Genomic DNA, 21,566 nt, shown 5'->3' with positions numbered 1-21,566 from the left:
GGTTAGGTTGGAGTACCGCAGCCATTCGGGGGAGTATGACGTATGGAAAGATAGCTGTACCTAAATATGAAATTATATGGAATAGGAATGTTAATCGGACTCAGGATCTAATACCCAATACAAACATACCAAAGTCATTTACTTTAAAAGGAGTCCATGTAAAGGGAAAAGAGATTTGGGTTCATGGCAATGCGAGTAAACATATGGGAGAATTTATTAATTCTGCAAAAGGTTCAATCATAACTGAAAATGAATTAATGCTTAGCTTTCAAAATTCATTGACCTCCATCTTATCTAAAGTAAACCCAGGAAGAAATTTTTTTAACATAAATGGCTGGGAAATTGGTATAAATGGTGATACAGGGGGAATATATCATGATTTATATAAGCCATAAATTTAGGAGGATATTATGTTATTAAAAAAAATAGGTAGTAAAAATAGTAATGTTGAAAGTGAAATTCATATGGAAAAAGTAGTAGATGATTTACTTATGATTTCAGTGAAGATAGATTCAAAAAAGCATAAAAATTATTATGATTATTGGCGTTTAATTAAAACGCTTGGAGTCCCACCTTTAGAAATAGGTATTGATAGAACGGATGGGAGTATACAAACTATAGTTTTTTATATTGCTTCGGAATTTTTTAGAAAAATAAACTTTGCTTTACCGAAAAAAACTGAAGGAGTGATTATGGTAGACTCTTCAATTTTCAAAAAAGAAAATGATTATATAGATATTGATTCTAGTTATTTTGTATTTTTAAATGGTCATAATCTTATTTGCTATTTTGATGAGGAATTTGAGCCTGATACAAGTTATGATATAGATAGAGTAAGTGTTTTTTTGAAGCTAAATGAAGTAATTGGCTTTTCAATAAAGGGATTATCAGATATTGAAATGAAACAGTTGGAGTTGCTTTAAAGGAAAGTCGTGCTAATTCTAAGATATAAATTTAGGAGCCTGAAAACGGTTCCTTTTTTGTTGGCATTTTGCTAAGATAAAAGGGAGGGGAGCGATATAAAATTGGATTCGAAAATAACTTTTTATATGACAAGGCACGGAAAGACGTTACTTAATACACTTGAAAAAGTACAAGGGTGGTCAGATTCGCCGCTTACAAATGAAGGTCGGGAAGTGGCTGAATACTTAGGTCGCGGTTTGGACATTTCGTTTGATGCAGTTTATACGAGTGACCGTGGACGGACGATTGAAACGGCGGATATTATTTTAGCGGAAAGTAAGCAGACGCATTTAGAAAAAAATATTCTAAAGGATTTGCGAGAATTTTGTTTTGGAAAATTTGAAGGCTCGCCGAATGAAGAAATGTTTAGCACGGTGATGGCACATCTTGGCTTTACTTCGCACGAGGAAGGAATGAGGAGCTTAGGTTTGCAGGGTGTTCAATTAGTACTTGGGGCTGTGAGTGAGCTTGACGAAACCGGTCTTTCAGAAAGCTGGGCAGACATGGAGACGCGCCTCATGCGCGCTTTAGACAGGATGATTGAACAAGAACTAGGTGAGGGTGAAAAGCATGTTTTAGTGGTGGCGCACGGGATGACGATTAATGCGTATTTGACCCTTTTGGCGCCAGAATTTGTTAACCCAATGCTCGAGAATGCGAGCATCACAAAAATGGTTTATGAAAACGGTCAAATTCGCGTAGAGTCGGTAAATGATACGAGCTATATTTTAGCTGGGCAAACGGCGAAGGAAAGCTAAAAAAGCATCGTTAGGATTGAGGCGGAAACCGGTCATAACGATGCTTTTTATATTCATTTTAACGCATGAACTTCACACAAACGGGCTCTGGAACTTTAATTTCTTTTTGTAGTAAAGTTAGTTTGCCAGTTTCTTTATTGACGCCAAAAATCGTAACGTTGTTGGAGTTTTCATTTGTTGCAACGAGAATTTCTCCTGTCTTGTCTAAATCAAAATCGCGCGGTCCGACACCTAAAACGGGTACCGTTTCCAGCAAACTCAATTTTCCGGTTTCATCAATTTGGAAAGAAACAATCGCATCTTGTCCGCGGTTAGAAACATAGAGGAAGCGGCCATCATTTGAGATGTGAATGGCACTACCTTTATTTTCAGCTGTAAAGTCAGCCGGAAGCGATGGAATCGTTTGAACGACTGTTAGCTCGCCACTTTCATTATGATACTCTGCCACAACAACTTCAGAGGTGAGCTCAGTCATAATATACACATATTTCTCATTTGGGTGGAAAACTAAGTTTCGTGGCCCGCTCCCAGGTGTGAGAAGCAAATCAGCCACTTTTTCAAGTTTACCATTCGTAGCGCTATACGTCGTCACATAATCCGTCCCGAGGTCGCACGTTACGACAAATTTTTGATCGGGCGAGAACCCAGCAAAGTGCGCATGTGGTTTTTCTTGACGCGCGTGTACGCTTTTTCCAGTGTGCTCAATTTCTGAAATCGGTGTGCCGAGTGTGCCGTTTTCAGTTGGATAGCTTAAAATAGTACCTAAGTGATAATTCGCCGAAACAACAATGGAATTGTCAGCAGATGCATCAACATAACACGGAGGGTTCCCAGCTTTTACTTGTTGATTTAAAAGCGTAAGAGAGCCATCCTCGTTAATTTTAAATGCAGCAAGACCGCCTTTATCGTTGTCTTTTGCAACAGAATAAAGGTATTTCTCATCATCAGAAATTTTTAAATAAGTTGGGTTGTCCATTGTGCCAGCATGTTTGTTCTCTAAAACTTCGCCTGTTTCACGGTCAATCACAAGGCGATAGATGCCTTTGCTTTCCACTTTCGTATATGTACCAATGTATGCGGTTGCGGTTTTATTTGACATAAATTCGATTCCTCCTGTAAAAAAAGTCGTTTTCATGATTTATTATAGCATATTCCTTAAAAAGGATAGCCGAATTTGCAACAAAAAATCCGCCTCGCAGATGGAGACGGATTTTTTGTCTTGCCATTTTTAGAACAAACCACCAAACCAGTGAAGTATATTATAAACGACCCACGTATACCACTGCGTACCGACAGCAAGTGAAGTAACTTCTGTAGCCTCTTTTGGAATATTATAGCCAATTTGTCCAGCTAATTCAGTCATGAGAGGTGCTGCTGCCCCGGCTAAATAAAGCGTGATAGTCGTAATGATAACCCCAGTGAAAATCCCTCTAAATAAGTTCCCTTTCGAAGGAACGATGGCAAAAATCATGTAAAAAGGTAGAGCCGTTAAATCTGCTAGCGGAAGAACTTTATTTCCTGGAAGAATGAACGCAAGTAAAAGTGTGATTGGAATCATAATTAAACCAAGCGATAAAACAAATGGGTGCCCAATTCCGACCGCAGAGTCGAGCCCGATAAAGAGCTCACGTCCAGGAAAGCGTTTCTCCATAAATTCATGCGCTGCCTCAGAAATTACCGTCAGCCCGTCCATTAAAAGACTAACCATACGTGGGATTAAAACGAGGCAGGCGGCAATCGTAACGCCCGTTTGAAGCACAGTCGAAAAAGGCATTTTCGCAACTAAAGCAAGGAGCCCCCCAATGATGAGCCCCATCAGCATAGGCTCGCCAAAAATACCTAGACGGGACTGCACTTTTTCCGTTGACCAATTGATTTTTTTAATTCCTGGAATACGGTCAAATAACCAATTAATGGGATAACCGACAACCGCCCAGCCGCTCGTCTGAATTTGTGGAAGAGAAATCCCTTCAAGACCAAGTACTTCCTCAACATCTTTTTGCGTCCAGTCAGCGATTTTGAAAATAATCGCCATGTTAATAACCGCACTAAGAACGGCGATAATCATACTGCCAGTTGTTAAATAAAGTGCACTCGCAATGAAAAGCGGTTGCCAGTAATTCCAAATATCGACATCCATTGTTTTTGTCCATTTTAATGCAATCATAATAATGTTTGTCGCAATGATAGCAATGAAGACGAAAGGTACAACTTCTGTTCCCCATGCAAGCGAAGAACCAACACCCCAGCCAATATCAGTAGCCGTTAACTTGAAATTGTAATTTTCAACAAGTGCTTTTGTTACAGGAGCAATGGTGGAGAGCATAAGACCAGTAACTACACCGAGTCCAACAAAACCAACGCCAACCGTTAAGCCTGCCTTAAATGCAGTAGAAAATTTCTTTCTAAATACGACGCCTAAAATCGTGATGATAATAGGCATCATAACTGTCACGCCTAGCCCAATAATATATTTAAAAAAATCTAAAATATAATCCATTTATTTCCCCTCCCTTAGCCGCGTAAAACAGCTAGTATCTCATCTATCGTTTCTTGTTTTTTCAAGCCAGTTAAAAATGAGCGACCAATAACAACGGGAACATCACCTACATCTCCAGTAACTGTTGTAGAGCTAACAATTAAATCTGGTTTAGAAGTACTTACTTTAGAAGCAACTTCTTGAACTGTCCATTGACTAATTTCATAAGGAATCTTCTCCTCATCAAGAACTGCACGAACTTTTTTGGAGATGACCGTAGATGTGGCGATACCAGTACCACAGCAGACATAAATTTTTTTTGCTTTCATTTTAACTCCCCCTTTAAGCTTCTGGAAAGAACATTACTTTTCCGAAAAATTCTTTTTTATGATAAATATCGTTAAAAATTTGTGGACCGTCTTGAAGTGATAGACGATGCGAAATCATTGGTTTAACGCGAATTTTTCCGTTTGCTAGAAAATGAACGGTCGTTTGCCATTCTTTCCCAGGAAATGGTGCCGAAATTGCATTCCAAGAACCCCAAACCGTTAGCTCACTGCGAACTATTTTCTCAAAGTAAAAACGTTCAATTGAAATATCTGCATATGGAATCCCTAAAAAGACAACGCCACCACCTTTTTTTGCGTATGCGAAAACTTGTGCCGATGTGATAGGGGAACCCGCAGCTTCAACTACTAAATCGGCGCCTAGTCCATCTGTATAAGTAGGAATACACTCAAGTGGATCTTCGTTCAAGCTGTTTATCGTGAAATCTGCACCAAGGTTTTTGGCTTCCTCTAGTTTAGTGTCATCAATATCGATAACGATAACACGTCTAGCGCCGAAGACTTTTGCCCACTGGATGGAGAGCAGACCAATGTTTCCGGCACCGACAACTACAACATCATCGCCAGCCTGTAGATTTGTATGATAATAGCCGTGGACAACAACGGCAGAAGGCTCAACAAAAGCGGCTGCCTCATAATCGAGCTCGTCTGGTATTTTTACTACATTTTCAGCAGGAAGTTTGATATACTCAGCATAGGCACCGGGATGTCTGGCTCCAATTACTGTTAGTTTCTGACAGCGAGCAAATTCGCTCTTTTTACAGTACTCGCACTCTCCGCAATAGAGTGCAGGGCACCCAGCAATCCGGTCGCCTTTTTTTACGTTTATGACATCCGCCCCAGTTTCAATAACTTCTCCAGAAAACTCATGTCCCCACACCATACCAGGGACGTAAGGGCCAAGTTTACTATACCGAGAAATATCTGATCCACAAATTCCAACCGCTTTTACTTTTAAAAGGACTTCGTCTGATTTTTCAATTATCGGCATCTCTGCCTCTTCATAACGGAGGTCTCTTTTTCCATATAATTTAAGTGCCTTCATCATACGTTACCTTCTTTCTGAACTACTTCTTGCAACTTATTTAACTTTTCTTTTGTGTCACCTTCAAACAAGTAAGAACCTACAACGATAAGACTTGCTCCTGCTTCAATACATTTGGCTGCGATTTCGTCATTAATGCCACCATCGACTTCGATTTCAATTGGGCGTTCGCCGATATATTTTTTTGTCTGTCTAATTTTTTGCAGGCTCGAATCAAAGAACGTTTGCCCCCCAAGCCCCGGATTTACCGTCATTAGTAAAATGACATCAATATCGTCTATAACGCAGTCTAAAACTTGGATAGGAGTTCCTGGATTTAGAACTACACCAGCACGGACGCCATAACTTTTTATAAGTTGAATGGAGCGATGTAAATGAGGACCGGCTTCTGCATGTACTGTAATCATATGCGCTCCAGCCTCTACAAGCCTCGGGATATAGCGATCGGGGTCATAGACCATCATATGCACATCAAATTGTAAGTCTGTGGTCATTTTCATCATTTTAATTTGATCAGGACCAAAAGCGATATTAGGAACAAAAGAACCATCCATCATATCCACATGCAACATTTTAATACCATTTTCTTCTAAAATTTGTAGGGATTCACCAATTCGCGCGATATGCGCTCCAAATACAGAAGGAACTAATTCTGCCAATTTAAAACACCTCATTCTACATTTAATAGTCGATTAAGTTGGTCTCGTTCATCTACACACTTGTTTTTTTGGAAAAAAAGTAGTTTGGTCTGGCTTGGTGCATGTTTTGCTTGTTTAATCCAAAGTTCATGCTTGCTCGGCACGACAATATACCAAGGCAGTGTCTTCTTATAAATCATCCATTTTTGAAATAAGTTTTCATTTGAGTCAAACGTTTCTGCTGCGATAAACACGCGCATTTTTTTTGGTAAATAATAAAGAAATATCCATTTGGAGTAGAGAAGTAGGCTGGCATAAATAAAAGCGATAGTCAAAAAGAGAATTTGATAATCTAAAATTAACTGTAAAATGAAACGTCCAGGTCGCCCAATAAACCACATGACAAATGATTCAAAAAATGTGCCCATTATTTATCGTCTCCTTTCCCTAGTAAAGAAAATGAATGAATTGCGTCTAAAATTTCACTGGATTTGTTCGATACAGCAATGCTTTGCATCACCTCCTCGTTTTGTATCATTTGAATGAGTAATTGGAGCATATCTAGTTGGTCCTCTGGGTTTTGTAAGGCGAGCATGAAAACTAATTGAACTGGCACTAGTTCATCATTAACAGCCATTTCATGGAAAGTGATGGACTCTTTTAATTTTGCGATGCACACAATTGGGGACAAGACATGTTTGCTATCTGCATGTGGCAAGGCAACCCCGCCAAATTCGGTCAGAAGGCCAGTTGGAAATATTTTTTCTCGTTCTAATATTGCTTGTTTATAACTTTCTTTCACATAGCCTTTCTCGATAAGTAGTTCAGCCATTTCAATTAAGACAGCAGAACGACTCGTTTGTTCTGAAAAATGTATGGTTTCTATTTGGAAATAATCATTCACCTTCAATGGGCATCCCTCCAATTAAACATTTATTTCTGTAGTAATTTCTCACCAACAGCACCTCCTGGATGGATGATGCCAAATTGTTCTTTCGTATAATTTGTTTCACTCATCAGTGTAATGATAATCGCATCAAATGTTGCAATAACGGCGAGTGTGCTAGCTGTAGCCAACATATTGAATGGGTCAGGTTCTTTTGCCACACGAACTTGGAGGCATAAATCAGCGGCCTTTCCAATAGCAGAATCAGGGTTTTCAGTTACGCCAATGAGGAAGCTCCCTTTGCTTTGGCAAGCAGGAATGAGATTTAAAAGCTCTCCAGTATTACCCCCTTTTGAAATAAGAATTAAAATATCTTCTGCTTGGAGTACACCTAAACGTCCATGTACAGCATCACTCGGGGCTAAATAAACAGCTGGTTTTTCAATGCAACAAAGGGAGTGAACAATTTTGGTAGCAGCAACTCCTGATGTGCCGCAACCTGATACGACAATTTTTCCTTTGCAGTTTGCAATTTGATTAACAATGGTTGTCAGTGCTATGGAATCTAAAAGGTTGGGTAAGGCTTGGATGGCTGTAGCCTCTTCTTGTAATACCGCATGACAATGCTGCTCGACTTCTTTTTGCTTCATTTCCATTCATTCCTCCTTCAAATTTTGAATGACTTCTAATAAGGTATTTGTTGAAAAATTTTGAATCAATGTTTGCATCAATTTTTCATCTTCAGCTAAATGCACGATTTGATAGAGGGCATCGATATGCTGCTTCGTATCAATTGGCGCAATAACGATAATAAAATGGACTTTTTCATGTTTCGAAACCCACACTCCTTTTTTTATAAAAAGAAAAGAAATTGAAAGACGGTTCACCCCAGTGCTAGGTGAGGCGTGAGGAATCGATAAGTATTTTCCAAGTGTCGTGTAGGGGTTTTCAAAATCATGATTTGCAATCATCGCCCTTACATAATTTGCTGTAATGGCGCCATTCAGTAGAAGTGGTTGGCTAGCTAAGCGAATCGCTTCTTTATAGTTGCGAAGTGAATCGCAAATAATTATATTCTCTGCTGGCAGCAAATCGGTCAAGTAGTATTTCTTTTTTGAATTTTCTTTAATTTTAGTTGGCGTTGCGGCGAGTATGTCGATGATGCCATTTTTGATTGCTTTATAATCGTGAATATCAGCATACTTCTCGAGATGATGCATAATTTTTTCGACCGCATTTAGCTCGGTATCTAGCCCAAACAGCCTTTTTAAAACGTTTTGTCGTAAGAGAGATTGCTGCAAGTCATTCATATACGGTTCGACAACAAATACGTTTTTCGTTCCATGTAATGGAATAGAAGAAAAGACAATATCAACACTGCCTTTAAAAAATTGGTATTCTCGAACGGATATGGCTGGATGGAAATACAACTCTGGAAAAAGTTTAATCAACTGATTTTCCATAATTTTGGACGTCATCACACCGCTTGGACAAAGAATGATAGCTTGCTTCGGTTTAAACAGGCCATCTTGATTTTGCGGGATTGCACCATTGCCTAAAAAAAGTGATATAAAGAAAATTTCACTTTCAGGTAGCTCTTCGCCAATAAATTCGCCTAATGGCAGGAACGCATCGGCGACAATAAAATGAAGTGCTTCAAATTTTTGATTAAAAGGATTGGTCCATTGTTCTTCTAGATTAAGATGATATTTAATTCGGTAGTAGGCTGGTTTTAGATGAAGCATAATTTTTTGAACGAGCTGTGCTTTATTTTTTAACGAAACAAGCGCTTTTTTCTCGAAACGGTCTAAACATATAAGTGTAACGGCTTTCAAGTCTGCCGTTAATTTTTCCGTCAATATATCGCCTGAAAATATGTGTGTTGTTAAAAGTTGTAAAGTAATAAATAATCTTTCATTTTCAGGGACTTTGCCAATTTTATCTAAGAGGATTTGGGTCATATGATATTCTTTCGTATCTGCTAAAGAATCCCCAGCAATTTGAAAAGACTCTTCGATAATGTGGTTTGATTTGATGCGTTTAAAAATAGTTGCAAGAAAGAAGGGTAATAATTCAATTTGATCATACGTAAATTTAATTTGCATGAAGCCTTCAATTTCTTCTAGAACATTTTTAATATCAAGTACTTTTTGGAACGAAACGGAACTATAAGAAAAGAAATAATGTGCTCCGTGAAACATGCTCTTTACATCTATTACGACTTGAATAAGAAGTTTTCGAATATGCCATTCTTGACCTATTAATACGTAGCCATTTTGTCTTGAATATACAATATCAAGCTCGGCAGGTAATTCTTTTTGTGCTTGTTTTAAATCACGGAGAATCGTATTTTTACTCACCTTAATTTTTGTTGTAAAATGGGCTAAGGATAAGATATCGTCATGCGTTAAAAGCATTAGTAAAATTAAATTCACACGCTCCTTTTCGGTAGGAATATATTCGGTTGCTGCCTTTTTTTGGTCCGAAAAAGCTTCTGCAAGTTCTGAATCTAAAATAAATTTGCCATTTTTTGAACGCATGACAGGAGGGAGATTTTTCCCTGCAAGCCAAGTATTAATTTTTTGAAAGCTATAGCTAATTTGATAGCGACTTAAATCGTATTTGGCTTCGAGTTGCCGATTTGTAACATTTGGGTTTTGTACAACTTCTAAAAAGAGTGATTCACTACGTTTATCCAAATACATAAATACGCCCCCTTTAAAAAAATTATAGCATAGCGTTCTTATGTTTTGAATGCGCTTTCATATCCATTTTTATTGAATTCATTCCACAAGGTGAGACGGTAGGGTGGTATCTTCTCCAATTTGTATACGTAATGGGATAAGTTTATCCAAATAAGACATCGGATTTTGATTGAATAGTGCAGCTGTTCCAACAACATAAATGTCAGCCCCGCCATGAGCGGCAATTTGATTGATTGTTTCTTTCTGAATGTTTCCATCCACTTCAATGAGAGGCTTATGCGTTCGGTTGCTTAATTTTTCGTGTAGTTTTGCAAGTTTAGTGAGAACATGATGATGGAATTTTTGTCCAGCGAAACCAGGTTTTACAGTCATTAAAAGAATCATATCGATGTCATCTAAGTAGGGGTAGATAGCTTCAATCCGTGTGTCTGGATGAACAGCGATAGAGGGACGTATACCAAGTGAACGAATATGGTGAATTGTTTTAGCAGGATCTGGTGATGTTTCAATATGAAAGGAGATAAATGTTGGCTTAGCTGCTTGAAACAAATCAATATATCTATCTGGGTGAATCGTCGCCAAATGGATGTCTAGCTGCATAGAAGTATGAGCTTGAACCGCTTCAAGCACGTATAGCCCCATCGCGTCGTTTTGAACAAAAATGCCGTCCATCACGTCGCAGTGTAGAAGTTTAACACCTGCTTGCTCAAGTTCATCTAGCTCATTACCAAGTCTAAGTGGATTTGCGCACATAATGGATGGAGCGATTGTTTTCATTGGAAATTCCTCCTATTATTCAATTTTTCGCAAGCGCTTTTCATGGCGCCCGCCTTCAAAGTCAGTTGATAACCATAAGTCGAGCAACAATAAAGCTAAGTCTTTGCCAAGTGTTCGTTCACCTAGACAAATGATATTGCTATTGTTGTGTTTGCGCGTCATGATTGCAGAAAATGGATCAGAAACAACACTAGCTCGCACGCCGTGAACTTTATTTGCTGCGATACTCATGCCGATACCCGTCCCGCAACATAAAATTCCAATTGCTTGTTTTTGGCTTACTTCATTTGCAACAAGTTGGGCATATTCGGGGAAATCAACAGAATCCATGTTGTAACAACCAAAATCTTTAAAGGAATAACCTTTCTCGGTTAAAAAAGTGAGGATTGCTTGTTTTAATTGAAATCCCCCGTGATCAGATGCAATGGCAATTTTCATTTTGACAACTCCTTTCTCTGTGATTGTAGCACGGCAAAACCAGTACGCCCACACTTCTTTGGCACCAAAATACTCGACTAAAATCCCCAAGATTGCGCCCAAAAAAAGACTAGCAACGGGGCTAGCCTTCAAGTAAAACGTATTGAAATAATGGTATTAGACAATCCCTTGTGCAATCATTGTGTCAGCCACTTTTAGGAAGCCGGCAATATTTGCTCCAATAACTAAATCGCCATCATAGCCATATTCTTTAGCAACAAAACTAGAATTTTTATAAATATTTTTCATGATGTTTTTAAGATGGTCATCGACTTCTGCAAAACTCCAGCTCATGCGACTGCTATTTTGTGCCATTTCGAGAGCAGATACGCCAACACCGCCAGCATTGGCTGCTTTTGCAGGCCCAAAGAGAATTTTATTTTCATGGAAAATAGAAACAGCTTCTAGTGTAGAGGGCATATTTGCACCTTCAGCAACAGCAATAACACCATTTTGAACGAGTGTCTCCGCTTGCTGTTCATTAATTTCATTTTGTGTCGCGCACGGTAAGGCAACATCACATGGCACAGACCAAATATCGCCTGCTTCATAAAATTCAGCAGTTTTGTGCTGTTCAAGATATGTGTGAATGCGGCGGCGTTCCACTTCTTTAATTTGTTTTAATGTTTTAAGGTTAATTCCTTCTGGGTCATAAATATAGCCACTAGAATCGCTACAAGCCACTACTTTTGCGCCTAGTTCTGTAGCTTTTTCAATCGCATAGATGGCAACATTACCAGAACCAGAAACGACAACAGTTTTATTTTTTAAAGATTGGTTTGTTGCGGCGAGCATCTCTTTTGTGAAGTAAACTAGACCATAGCCAGTTGCTTCTGTTCGAGTCAAGCTACCACCGTATGTGAGACCTTTACCAGTAATGGTTCCCGCATCAAAATGACCCGTCATTTTTTTATACTGCCCGAATAAATAGCCGATTTCACGACCAGATACACCAATATCACCAGCAGGAACATCGGTATCAGGACCAATATGCATGGCAAGTTCGGACATGAAACTTTGGCAAAAGCGCATAATTTCTGCATCGGATTTTCCTTTTGGATCAAAATCGGAGCCGCCTTTACCACCGCCGATTGGCAAACCAGTTAGGGCATTTTTGAAAATTTGTTCAAAGCCTAAAAATTTCACTATACTCCCATTTACCGAAGGGTGGAAGCGAAGTCCGCCTTTATAAGGACCGATTGCGCTATTGAATTGTACACGGAAACCACGGTTTACTTGTACTTTTCCGTTGTCATCTACCCAGGGAACACGGAATGTAATAAGGCGTTCAGGTTCAGTTAGACGCTCTAAAATACCATTTTTTTGGTAGTTAGGGTCTTTTTCAAGCGCAGGAATAATCGCATTTAAAAATTCCTTTACTGCTTGATGAAATTCAGCCTCTTCAGGATTACGTCTTTTGATTGTTTCAAAAATCTCCGCCACATATTGTTCCGCAGCTTGCCGATTTTCTGAAACCATTGTTGTTTGCCCCATATTAACACTCCTCTGAAAATGATTAGCTCACGCGGGATGTTAACTATTCCGCTTAAAAGCTTTGATATGTAAAATTATATTACTCTTGCTGTTAAGTTTACCATGTTAAAAATAGGCCTGGCAAGTATAAAAACAAATTTTCCGAAAAATTTAAATTTATAGGAAAAATAAAAAACAAAGATAGAGCTGTTATTTTTATATACTTACCACTAAACTATTTCTAGTAGCTTTCGCGATTTCTACAGTCATTTTTAGCTTTGCTAAATCTATTGTGCGTTAACTGTATTTACATTGTATAATTAAAGATAGAAATTATTATAGGGTTTATGAATACGAAACAGTATCTAACCTTAAAAGAAAAATAAAAAAGAACAAAAACGGGGGATTTCTGTACTTTTTTACACAATTTAATTTTTAAATTCTTGAAATCGAAAGTTTGTACCTAAAGATTGATTTGCTGATGTATATTCTCTAAATTTATAAATTAAAGGAAACCATTTGTTTACATCTATGTGGGAATCATCGTATAAAATTTGCTCGTCCACAAATATTCCTTTCATTTCACATTCTATGATGGCAAAATCTTTTCTAATCATAATGTGCGTGACGACAGTTTCAATTTGAATGGGGCATTCTTTGATTCTAACAGAAGATACTTTTTGCCCTTTTAGAATTGTAAATCCACCTAAACTGAACTTATCTGCACAATATTTATAGCCTGCCTTTTTCTTATAGTCTGGGACATCGATATTTCCAGTCGTTCTTGCGATGTTTTCAATTTTTTTCCAAGTAGTTGCATCCGCTATATTAAATGTTGCGCCCGTTCCTACAGCTAAATTTAAAAAGCCTTTATTGTTCAAACCTACACCAGCAACGATAGTTCTACCTAATGTCCATGTAGAACTAATAACCGTTAAATTATCTTCCTCATTTTTACTATTTTTTGTGGTCATAAGTGCTACAGGGAATCCATAGTAAAAGCTCTCTTTTTCTATTTCTTTAAACATATTCTTCACCTCCAAATGTAGTATACTTTATATAAACCTCGATACTTATCGATATATACGAAAAGGGGGAAAAATATGAATGGTTTTCCAGATTTACCACGAATAACTAAAATTTTGGCTGATCAATCTCGACTAGCGATTCTAACAGCCCTGATGGACGGTAAATTCCATACTGTAAACGAATTAGCAAAAAAAGCAAAGATAAAAAGTCATACGGCTAGTTATCATTTAAAACAATTATGCCAATTAAATTGGGTTTCTTCTTATAAGCAGGGTAGGAACATTTATTATTGTTTATGTTCTAGCGACGTTGCTGATTTATTAGAGAGTCTTATGAATCTAAGTCCTCTAAAAAGAGTGCAATCATTTAATGAAAACAGTGAATACCAAAAACTAAAAGAAGGTCGTTCTTGCTATAGGCATTTAGCAGGTAATCTTGGTGTTTCTTTTTTTAATTATTTAGTTCGAAATCAATTTATAGAGTGGGAAAATGATAATCTTATGCTAACAAATAAAGGCAATCGCTATTTTGTGTCTATTGGTGTTGATATTTCTCAGATAAAGAAACAGCCAGGAATTTTTATGAAACCTTGTTTGGACTGGACAGAGAGAACATTTCATTTAGGGGGGAATTTGGGCAAGGCATTTTTTCATTTATGTGAGGAAAAAAGCTTGATTGTTCTAAATGCAGAAAATAGGAGTGTTTGTTTAACCACCGCTGGAAAACGATTTTTCTCATCGTTTAACTCTTAAAATATATGCTATTTTGAAAAGAAAAGTGGTGGCGGGATCTTTTATAAAAATTTATTTCGTTTTAAAAATATTGGTCATCCAAATATGCTTGATAAACAAGAGCTCCTTCTTCCTCGTTATCCTCCAGTAAATACATAAAATAGGTCTCTATAATATCAATCCATGCGAATAAATATTTTGTTTGTTCTTCGGATAAAAGCTTATTTCTTTCTAGCGTACCATCTTTGTCTGACCAGCAACGAGCCATGTGGATAATATTTATAATATCTGAAACGATTTCTCGGTCAATCGCTGGCGCTTGGATTTCATCTTTCAATACGTTTAAACATTGCATTATCTCAGTAAAGTTTTCTTCGTGCAATTGACCTTGAAAAGGGCGGAGACAGCCTAAAAAACCATTTTGCCATTTTGGATTTTCAATATCACTATTCCTCGATGAATGAAAAGATAATAATTCTTTTGCGCGCGTTGAATTCATAATTTCCCCTCCAATATCATTTTAAGTATACTTATAACCTATTTTAACAAAAAAAATTCCCGTGCGGGGGGATGCACGGGAAAACAGGGAGTTAATTGGAGTTGTGATTTCTGAGACAAAATCAAGGGATAATTGGGAAACTTAATGAATAGACATAAAGTCGTTTGTCTCAGGAGAAACACAAGTTATTCTTTGGGTAAAGTAACTTTCTCCGATAAAATAAGTATAGAAGAATCATGAAAATTAATCCTGTTCACTAGCTTACAATTTGAGAGCTTAACATTACAATTTTGTCACAAATCTTGGATTTTCTTACGGTCGCTCGTTTTGCTGAGGCGCCCTTCGCGCTGTAGGAGTTCTTGTTCGATTTCAGGCAGGCTCACGCCAGACTCGACGAGGAGAACGAGAAGATGATAGGTCAAATCGGCGGTTTCGCTAATTAATTCGGTTTTTTCATTTTTGGCGGCGATAATCACTTCTGCCGCTTCTTCGCCAACTTTTTTTAAAATTTTATCTAAGCCGCGTTCGAACAAATAGGTCGTGTAGGAACCTTCTTTTGGTGTGTTTTTTCGGCTTGCAATTTCAGCGTATAGCTTTTCTAACATGGCGACACATCCTTTATTTCATTTGTGAAGCAAGAGCGCGAACCTAAGTGGCAGGCTGGTCCGGTTTGGTGGACGCGAATAAGCAAGGTATCAAAATCGCAGTCGGCCGTTATTTGTGCGACCCGTTGCACATGCCCGCTTGTCGCTCCTTTATTCCAAAGAGCTTGTCTTGTTCTTGAAAAAAACCACGTATAGCCAGTTTCAAGTGTTTTTAGGTAGCTTTCTTCGTTCATGTAGGCGAGCATAAGAACTTCGCCGTCTGTTGCATCTACGATAATTGCAGGAACAAGGCCTTTTGAGAAATCGATTGTCATAAGCGCACCTCCACTGCGTTTTTTTTGAGTGTTTGTTTTACGTCCAAAATACTGAGCTCGCCGTAGTGAAAAATGCTCGCTGCTAGTGCGGCGCTTGCTTCTGTTTTTGTAAAAACATCGACCATGTGAGCGGCGCTTCCGCAACCACCAGAGGCGATGACAGGGATTTTGACAGCCTCTGAAATCGTTTTTGTGAGGGCAATATCATAGCCGTTTTTTGTCCCGTCGCCGTCCATGCTTGTGAGTAAAATTTCGCCTGCCCCAAGTTTTTCTGCTTGTTTGGCCCATGATACGGCGTCAAGACCTGTATCGTATCTACCGCCATGAGTGAAAACGTGCCATGAATCTTGGACACGCTTAGCATCAATGGCTACGACAATACACTGGGTGCCAAACTTATTCGCCCCTTCAGAAATAAGCGCTGGACGTTTAATTGCCGCTGAATTTAACGAAATTTTATCTGCACCAGCGTTTAAAAGAGCTTGCATTTCCTCAGTCGTTTGGATGCCGCCGCCGACTGTTAGGGGAATGAAAACTTGTTCAGCTGTTTTTTTCACGACATCGATCATAGTTTTGCGCCCTTCATTTGTGGCTGTAATGTCGAGGAAAATAATTTCGTCGGCGAGGGCTTTATTGTATGCTTTCGCGATTTCAACAGGGTCACCAACATCTTGTAAGGCAACAAAATTGATGCCTTTAACAACTCGACCATTTGTAACGTCAAGGCAAGGAATAATGCGTTTAGTCAGCATCAGTTTTCCACCTCCAAAATCTCTTCCATCGTGAGGTGCCCGCTATAAAGTGCTTTTCCAGCAATGGCGCCCGCAAGGTTTTGCTTTTTAAGCGCGATTAAATCAGCTTGATCTTTTACGCCCCCAGAAGCAATAATGGCGCAGGAAACAGTGTTTTGTAGCTTCTTAAGTTGATCGAAATTTGGGCCAGTAAGCGTTCCATCGCGTCCAATATCTGTGAAAATGAGTGTCTTAACACCTAGTTTTTCCATTTGAACGGCAAAATCAGTAAAACGAATATTGCTTGTGCTTAACCAGCCATCAGTAGCCACAAAGCCGTTTTTAGCATCAATTCCGACCGCGATTCGTTCCCCGTATTGGGCTACCGCCTTGCGCACAAAATCAGGCGAAGAGACTGCGCTTGAGCCAATAATCACGCGAGCAATCCCGCTTTCGAGATAGGCTGTAACTTGCTCCATCGAACGAATCCCGCCACCAACTTGTACGGGCAAACCTGTTTGTTTACTCATTTCTTGAATGAAAGCAAGGTTTGCGGGCGTACCGTTTCGCGCACCGTCTAAATCCACAATGTGCAAATAAGATGCGCCAGATTTTTGAAACGCCAGAGCTTGAGCCACTGGGTCTATATTTACAATCGTTTCTTTGGCAAAATCGCCTTGATAAAGCCGCACACATTTCCCGTTTTTTATATCAATTGCTGGGTAGACTTGCATTGCACAACCTCCTTAAACCCTTGTAAAATTTTCAAACCAACTTCATCACTTTTTTCTGGGTGAAACTGCGCCCCGTATACATTTTCCCGTTGAATGAGCGCCGGCACAGCTCGACTATGTTTTGTCACTGCAGAAATATAAGCTGAATCCGTTTCCGCAAAGTAAGAATGAACAAAATAGACATAACGTCCGTTTAAGTTTTTCGTAAGAAGATTTTCTTTTTGCACTTCAATTTGATTCCACCCCATGTGCGGTACTTTGAAGCCAGGCTTTTCGGGGATTTTTTTGACCGTTCCAGGAATTAGACCGAGCCCTTTTGTAAACGAATGCTCCTCACTTGAATCGAGTAGTAATTGCATGCCAAGACAAATTCCAAGTAGAGGTGTGCCTTTATTTACGGCCGTTAAAATGGGAGAAATTAGTTCTCGTTCTTCAAGCTTTGCCATTGCATCAGGGAAGGCACCCACGCCGGGAAGGATAATGCCATTTGCAGTCTGTATTTTTGCCGGATCCGCCGTAATTTGGCTTTGAAGACCAACAAAATCAAGTGCTTTTTTTAAACTGCGTATATTCCCAGTGTCATAATCAATAATCGCAATCATTTAGAGGACTCCTTTCGTGGAGTTTACGCCTTCGATTTGTGGGTTTATCGTAACGGCTTCTTGAAGTGCGCGTCCGAAAGCTTTAAATAGCGACTCGATTTTATGGTGCGTATTTTGTCCGTAAAGAACGCGTAGGTGTAGCGTCATTTTGGCATTTGTCGCAACGGCTTGGAAAAATTCCTGCACGAGTTCCGTGTCAAAATCCCCGACCTTATCACGTTCAAACGGGGCATCAAAAACGAGAAAACTCCGACCAGAAAGGTCAAGCGAACAATGACCAAGACTTTCATCCATAGGAACAAACGCATTGCCGTAACGATTAATTTGTGCCTTATCACCGAGCGCCTCATTTAAACATTGTCCAAGAACAATCCCAATATCTTCTGTTATATGATGAAAATCGACTTCCAAATCGCCCTTCGCAAGACAAACCAGACTGATGCGCGCGTGTTTAGCGAACAGTGTCAACATATGATCCAAAAAGCCAACCCCTGTTTGAATCTTAGAAGCATTTTGTTTGTCAAGCTGAAGTTCGAATGTAATTTGTGTTTCGCCAGTTTCGCGGTTTATTTTAGCAGTTCTCATCGTCATTTTCCTCCAATCGAATTTGAATGGCACGGGCGTGTGCAGTTAAGCCTTCTGATTCAGCGAGCGTTGTCACATCAGTAGCTGCCCTTTGGAGTGCCTCTTTTGAATATAAAATAAAACTCGAACGCTTTGTAAAATCATCCACGCCAAGCGGTGAAGAAAATTTTGCCGTGCCTGCTGTCGGAATGACGTGGTTTGGTCCAGCAATATAATCGCCAAGCGGTTCAGTCGTATGTGTGCCAAGGAAAATTGAGCCTGCGTTTTTAATTTGCGGCAAATAAATGAGCGGATTTTCCATTTGAATTTCCAAATGTTCAGGCGCTATTTCATTTGCAATCGCAAACATATCTGCTACGCTCTCCGCTAAAATGAAATGCCCATTTCGGAGTGCCACCTCACAAATGGCTTGCCGCGGAAGTGTTTGAACTTGCCGCATTAATTCGCGCTCTGTCGCATCAATAAGCGCGTTTGATGTTGTCACTAACGTCACACGCGCGAGTTCATCGTGCTCTGCCTGTGATAATAAATCAGCTGCAAGATAAGACGGGTTTGCCTTTTCGTCTGCTAAAATGAGAATTTCCGAAGGTCCAGCAATCATATCGATACCAACTTGACCGAAAACTTCTCGCTTGGCAGTAGCAACGAAAATATTTCCCGGTCCAACAATTTTTGCAACGCGAGGAATGGAGGGTGTTCCGTATGCCAGCGCTGCAATCGCCTGAGCACCGCCAATTGTGTATACTTCATCAACGCCAGCAATTTTTGCAGCAGCAAGAACGGCGGGATTTAAGTCCGCACAGGGCGGCGTCACCATCACAATTTTTTCAACCCCTGCGACTTTTGCCGGGATGGCATTCATTAAAACCGATGAAGGATAACTCGCTGTACCGCCGGGCACATAGATGCCGACTGAATCAAGGGGTGTCACACGCATGCCGCAAATAACCCCATCTTCTTCACTGTCTAAAAAACCACTGCGTTTTTGTTTTTCATGATAATGCGAAATATTCTTACGTGCAGTTTCAAGTGCCTGAATAAGAGGGGCGGGCACCGCTTGATAGGCCGCATCAATTTCAGCAGGACTTACACGAAATGTCGTCAAATCCGCACAATCAAACGCTTTTGTCAGGCGAACTAAAGCCGCGTCTCCGTCTTCTTTCACAGCACGAATAATTTGTTTCACCGAATCAAGCACATCTTTAAAATCTGTTTCGCTAACTTCCAATTGTTTTAAAATAGTTGTAACATCACCCGTAAGTCGTTTCATTTGCCGTCCGCTCCTTTAAAACAAGTTGTAACTTGTCAATTAATGAAAAAATTTGCGTCTTATTTTGCTTCAGTGAAGCCTTATTCACAATTAGTCGTGCCGAAATTGGATGTAGAGTCTCCACAACCACAAGGCCATTGTCACGCAGTGTCGCGCCGGTTTCCACAATGTCAACGATAGCGTCCGCCAAACCAAGTAGCGGCGCAATCTCAACCGAACCTTCGATTTTAATAATTTCGACGTCCTCACCGCGCGCTCGGAAAAATTCTTCTGTTACGTTCGGATATTTTGTGGCAATCACTTTCCGCTTGTAGTCAGCCTGATTAAACGTAGGCGGAGCCGCCAAGCAAAACTGGCATTTGCCAATATCTAAATCAAGCACCTCATAATAACTACTCGCCGTCTCAAGCAAAATATCTCGCCCAACAATTCCAACATCCGCCGCACCGTGCTTCACATACGTCAACACATCGACCGCTTTCACTAGAAAAAAATCAATCTCATCCGTGGCACTTTGAAAAATCAGTTTTCGCTTTTTATCCGCTAAAACGCGACAATCAACACCTGCCTCCGTAAGTAAGCGCACAGCCTCATCTTCAAGGCGCCCCTTCGTAAGCGCAATCTTCAACCTCACACCCGCTCACCCCTTTCAAAAATCACTTTCATACCTTCTTTTTGGAAAGAAACGACAGTCCCGATTTTCCATTTTCTGGCGAAAGCAATCGATTCGTTTTCCGAATCTAATAAGCTAAGCGTACTATCTGGATGTGCCTGATAATACCGTTCAGCAGCATCTAGTTCAGTTAAATCATAATGAATAAGTACTTTTTTCTGAACCAACTTTTCGGTGATGCCATGACGCTCTTTAAGCGCCAAAATAGTATCTAAATGAAGGGCAAGCCCAACAGCAGGTACTTTTTCCATTCCAAAGTGCTGAGATAAACGGTCATATCTACCGCCACTTAAAAAATAATCCGCCGCAAAGTTTGCAAAACCGCGAAAAATGAGTCCCGTATAGTAGCGCAGTTCCTGAACTAATCCAATATCAACCGTAAGTTTTGCATGAGGTTCAGCCTGTTTAATGGTTGAGGCAATTTCTAAAATTTCATCAAGTGGGGCATAAAGTTCAGTATCAGGTAACAATTCTTTCGCCTCTTTAATTGTCGTTTCAACTTGTCCAAATAATCTCGGTAGGGCGCATAAAAAGCGAGTCCACTTTGGCTCAAATTGGGCTGCGAATATTTCCATTTCAGACAGGCTCTTATCTTGTAAAAGTTTACGGAATTTCGTTTCCAAAGCCGCATTTAAATGCAATTTTTGGAGAAGAAGCTCATAAAAACCAGCATGTCCAAGCTCCATTTGAAAATCTGGAATTTGCAGTTTCCGCATAAGCCGAATGCCAGACAATAAACATTCTATTTCTGCTTTTTTTGAACCATAACCAATCAGTTCAATGCCAGCTTGCATTTCTTCATTTTGATCGCCGCCGTGACTTGCATTCGCACGAAAAATCTTCCCACTGTAAGAAAGCTTTACCGGCAGCAAAACGCCCGTTGTATGTACAACACGGCCTATCGGTAGTGTCATATCTGGACGAAGGGCTAATAATCTCCCTTTTTCATCAAAAAAACGATAGTGGGTCTCTTTTGTTTCGGACGAAAAAACATCTTCAAATTCGATAATTGGTGTTTCAATACGCATAAAACCACGCTTTTTGAAAAAATCTTGGACGGTGTGTTCCAATTTGTAAGCCGCTTCTGCTTCCCGAAAAAGCTTGTCGCGTGTTCCTGTTGGTAAATTTAAATTCCAGTTCATCTGCAAACTCCTTTCGTTCATTTTAACTTATTAGCATATTAGCATGTTAAAGCGTTTTTGTAAATGGTTTTATGTTATAATGATGAAAAATAAGGAGGGGACA

27 protein-coding genes are annotated in these 21,566 nt (G+C 39.6%); 4 read left to right on the top strand and 23 right to left on the bottom strand.

The genetic code is table 11. From position 1 onward, the window contains the following. Window positions 1-35 precede the first annotated feature (35 nt). The 3 genes from R8923_RS07370 to R8923_RS07360 all read left to right on the top strand — a co-directional run bounded on the left by R8923_RS07370 (window position 36) and on the right by R8923_RS07360 (window position 1,721). A complete protein-coding gene (locus R8923_RS07370) occupies window positions 36-395 on the top strand; it encodes a hypothetical protein (RefSeq protein WP_485872124.1) in 360 nt (119 codons plus the stop codon). A 15-nt stretch (window positions 396-410) separates the two neighbouring features. Then, window positions 411-923 (top strand): hypothetical protein, encoded by a 513-nt coding sequence (locus R8923_RS07365; protein WP_485872123.1) that lies wholly within the window; start codon window positions 411-413, stop codon window positions 921-923. 126 nt (window positions 924-1,049) lie between these two features. After that, window positions 1,050-1,721, top strand: a complete 672-nt coding sequence (locus tag R8923_RS07360) for a histidine phosphatase family protein (protein ID WP_485872292.1) — start codon at window positions 1,050-1,052, stop codon at window positions 1,719-1,721. A gap of 58 nt (window positions 1,722-1,779) precedes the next feature. Here R8923_RS07360 and R8923_RS07355 read toward each other — a convergent pair whose 3' ends face one another. The 13 genes from R8923_RS07355 to R8923_RS07295 all read right to left on the bottom strand — a co-directional run bounded on the left by R8923_RS07355 (window position 1,780) and on the right by R8923_RS07295 (window position 13,576). Further along, on the bottom strand, window positions 1,780-2,820 hold the full coding sequence (locus R8923_RS07355) for a lactonase family protein (protein WP_485872122.1): 1,041 nt from the start codon (window positions 2,818-2,820) through the stop codon (window positions 1,780-1,782). A 129-nt stretch (window positions 2,821-2,949) separates the two neighbouring features. Continuing rightward, a complete protein-coding gene (locus R8923_RS07350) occupies window positions 2,950-4,221 on the bottom strand; it encodes a PTS galactitol transporter subunit IIC (protein ID WP_485872121.1) in 1,272 nt (423 codons plus the stop codon). Window positions 4,222-4,235: 14 nt separating this feature from the next. Continuing rightward, window positions 4,236-4,529: a PTS sugar transporter subunit IIB gene (locus R8923_RS07345; protein ID WP_485872120.1), complete on the bottom strand. Its 294-nt coding sequence runs from the start codon at window positions 4,527-4,529 to the stop codon at window positions 4,236-4,238. Between the two features lie 13 nt (window positions 4,530-4,542). Then, window positions 4,543-5,592: a galactitol-1-phosphate 5-dehydrogenase gene (locus R8923_RS07340; RefSeq protein WP_485872291.1), complete on the bottom strand. Its 1,050-nt coding sequence runs from the start codon at window positions 5,590-5,592 to the stop codon at window positions 4,543-4,545. Further along, entirely contained in the window at window positions 5,592-6,251 is a 660-nt protein-coding gene (gene rpe / locus R8923_RS07335) for a ribulose-phosphate 3-epimerase (protein WP_485872119.1), read from the bottom strand. Before rpe ends, R8923_RS07340 begins: the two co-directional genes overlap by 1 nt. An 11-nt stretch (window positions 6,252-6,262) precedes the next feature. Then, entirely contained in the window at window positions 6,263-6,658 is a 396-nt protein-coding gene (locus tag R8923_RS07330; RefSeq protein WP_485872118.1) for a hypothetical protein, read from the bottom strand. After that, window positions 6,658-7,134, bottom strand: a complete 477-nt coding sequence (locus tag R8923_RS07325) for a PTS sugar transporter subunit IIA (protein WP_485872290.1) — start codon at window positions 7,132-7,134, stop codon at window positions 6,658-6,660. Before R8923_RS07325 ends, R8923_RS07330 begins: the two co-directional genes overlap by 1 nt. A gap of 29 nt (window positions 7,135-7,163) precedes the next feature. Further along, entirely contained in the window at window positions 7,164-7,766 is a 603-nt protein-coding gene (locus tag R8923_RS07320; protein ID WP_485872289.1) for an SIS domain-containing protein, read from the bottom strand. Between the two features lie 6 nt (window positions 7,767-7,772). Beyond that, window positions 7,773-9,821: a BglG family transcription antiterminator gene (locus tag R8923_RS07315; protein ID WP_485872117.1), complete on the bottom strand. Its 2,049-nt coding sequence runs from the start codon at window positions 9,819-9,821 to the stop codon at window positions 7,773-7,775. A gap of 78 nt (window positions 9,822-9,899) precedes the next feature. Further along, window positions 9,900-10,598, bottom strand: coding sequence for a ribulose-phosphate 3-epimerase (locus R8923_RS07310; protein ID WP_485872116.1), 699 nt, complete (start codon window positions 10,596-10,598; stop codon window positions 9,900-9,902). A 15-nt stretch (window positions 10,599-10,613) separates the two neighbouring features. Beyond that, on the bottom strand, window positions 10,614-11,036 hold the full coding sequence (gene rpiB / locus R8923_RS07305) for a ribose 5-phosphate isomerase B (RefSeq protein WP_485872115.1): 423 nt from the start codon (window positions 11,034-11,036) through the stop codon (window positions 10,614-10,616). 156 nt (window positions 11,037-11,192) lie between these two features. Beyond that, window positions 11,193-12,569: an NADP-specific glutamate dehydrogenase gene (gene gdhA / locus R8923_RS07300; protein ID WP_485872114.1), complete on the bottom strand. Its 1,377-nt coding sequence runs from the start codon at window positions 12,567-12,569 to the stop codon at window positions 11,193-11,195. 407 nt (window positions 12,570-12,976) lie between these two features. Beyond that, entirely contained in the window at window positions 12,977-13,576 is a 600-nt protein-coding gene (locus R8923_RS07295; RefSeq protein WP_485872113.1) for a flavin reductase family protein, read from the bottom strand. 75 nt (window positions 13,577-13,651) lie between these two features. Here R8923_RS07295 and R8923_RS07290 point away from each other — a divergent pair, with 75 nt between their 5' ends. Next, complete coding sequence (locus R8923_RS07290; RefSeq protein ID WP_485872112.1) at window positions 13,652-14,329, top strand: ArsR/SmtB family transcription factor; 678 nt, start codon at window positions 13,652-13,654, stop codon at window positions 14,327-14,329. A gap of 61 nt (window positions 14,330-14,390) precedes the next feature. Here the strand turns inward: R8923_RS07290 and R8923_RS07285 are convergent, their stop codons facing one another. From R8923_RS07285 to hisZ, 10 genes are all read right to left on the bottom strand, one after another. After that, a complete protein-coding gene (locus R8923_RS07285) occupies window positions 14,391-14,807 on the bottom strand; it encodes a hypothetical protein (RefSeq protein WP_485872111.1) in 417 nt (138 codons plus the stop codon). A gap of 293 nt (window positions 14,808-15,100) precedes the next feature. Further along, the gene (gene hisE, locus R8923_RS07280) at window positions 15,101-15,412 is read right to left on the bottom strand and encodes a phosphoribosyl-ATP diphosphatase (RefSeq protein ID WP_485872110.1); all 312 of its coding nucleotides are present in this window, start codon (window positions 15,410-15,412) and stop codon (window positions 15,101-15,103) included. Continuing rightward, window positions 15,406-15,726: a phosphoribosyl-AMP cyclohydrolase gene (hisI, locus tag R8923_RS07275; protein ID WP_485872109.1), complete on the bottom strand. Its 321-nt coding sequence runs from the start codon at window positions 15,724-15,726 to the stop codon at window positions 15,406-15,408. The genes hisE and hisI overlap by 7 nt, the downstream gene beginning before the upstream one ends. Further along, the gene (hisF, locus tag R8923_RS07270) at window positions 15,723-16,478 is read right to left on the bottom strand and encodes an imidazole glycerol phosphate synthase subunit HisF (protein ID WP_485872108.1); all 756 of its coding nucleotides are present in this window, start codon (window positions 16,476-16,478) and stop codon (window positions 15,723-15,725) included. Before hisF ends, hisI begins: the two co-directional genes overlap by 4 nt. After that, window positions 16,478-17,191, bottom strand: a complete 714-nt coding sequence (gene hisA, locus R8923_RS07265) for a 1-(5-phosphoribosyl)-5-[(5-phosphoribosylamino)methylideneamino]imidazole-4-carboxamide isomerase (protein WP_485872107.1) — start codon at window positions 17,189-17,191, stop codon at window positions 16,478-16,480. The genes hisF and hisA overlap by 1 nt, the downstream gene beginning before the upstream one ends. After that, window positions 17,164-17,793 (bottom strand): imidazole glycerol phosphate synthase subunit HisH, encoded by a 630-nt coding sequence (gene hisH, locus R8923_RS07260; RefSeq protein WP_485872106.1) that lies wholly within the window; start codon window positions 17,791-17,793, stop codon window positions 17,164-17,166. Before hisH ends, hisA begins: the two co-directional genes overlap by 28 nt. Then, the gene (gene hisB / locus R8923_RS07255) at window positions 17,794-18,378 is read right to left on the bottom strand and encodes an imidazoleglycerol-phosphate dehydratase HisB (RefSeq protein WP_485872105.1); all 585 of its coding nucleotides are present in this window, start codon (window positions 18,376-18,378) and stop codon (window positions 17,794-17,796) included. Next, entirely contained in the window at window positions 18,365-19,648 is a 1,284-nt protein-coding gene (gene hisD, locus R8923_RS07250) for a histidinol dehydrogenase (RefSeq protein WP_485872104.1), read from the bottom strand. Before hisD ends, hisB begins: the two co-directional genes overlap by 14 nt. Beyond that, complete coding sequence (hisG, locus tag R8923_RS07245; RefSeq protein ID WP_485872103.1) at window positions 19,629-20,282, bottom strand: ATP phosphoribosyltransferase; 654 nt, start codon at window positions 20,280-20,282, stop codon at window positions 19,629-19,631. Before hisG ends, hisD begins: the two co-directional genes overlap by 20 nt. Then, window positions 20,279-21,463, bottom strand: coding sequence for an ATP phosphoribosyltransferase regulatory subunit (gene hisZ, locus R8923_RS07240; RefSeq protein WP_485872102.1), 1,185 nt, complete (start codon window positions 21,461-21,463; stop codon window positions 20,279-20,281). The genes hisG and hisZ overlap by 4 nt, the downstream gene beginning before the upstream one ends. Window positions 21,464-21,566: the final 103 nt, after the last annotated feature.

The organism is Listeria tempestatis (assembly GCF_963575625.1).
GTDB lineage: Bacteria > Bacillota > Bacilli > Lactobacillales > Listeriaceae > Listeria > Listeria tempestatis.
Note: the sequence above shows the minus strand (reverse complement) of the source record. Positions and strands in the feature narration are given on the sequence as shown.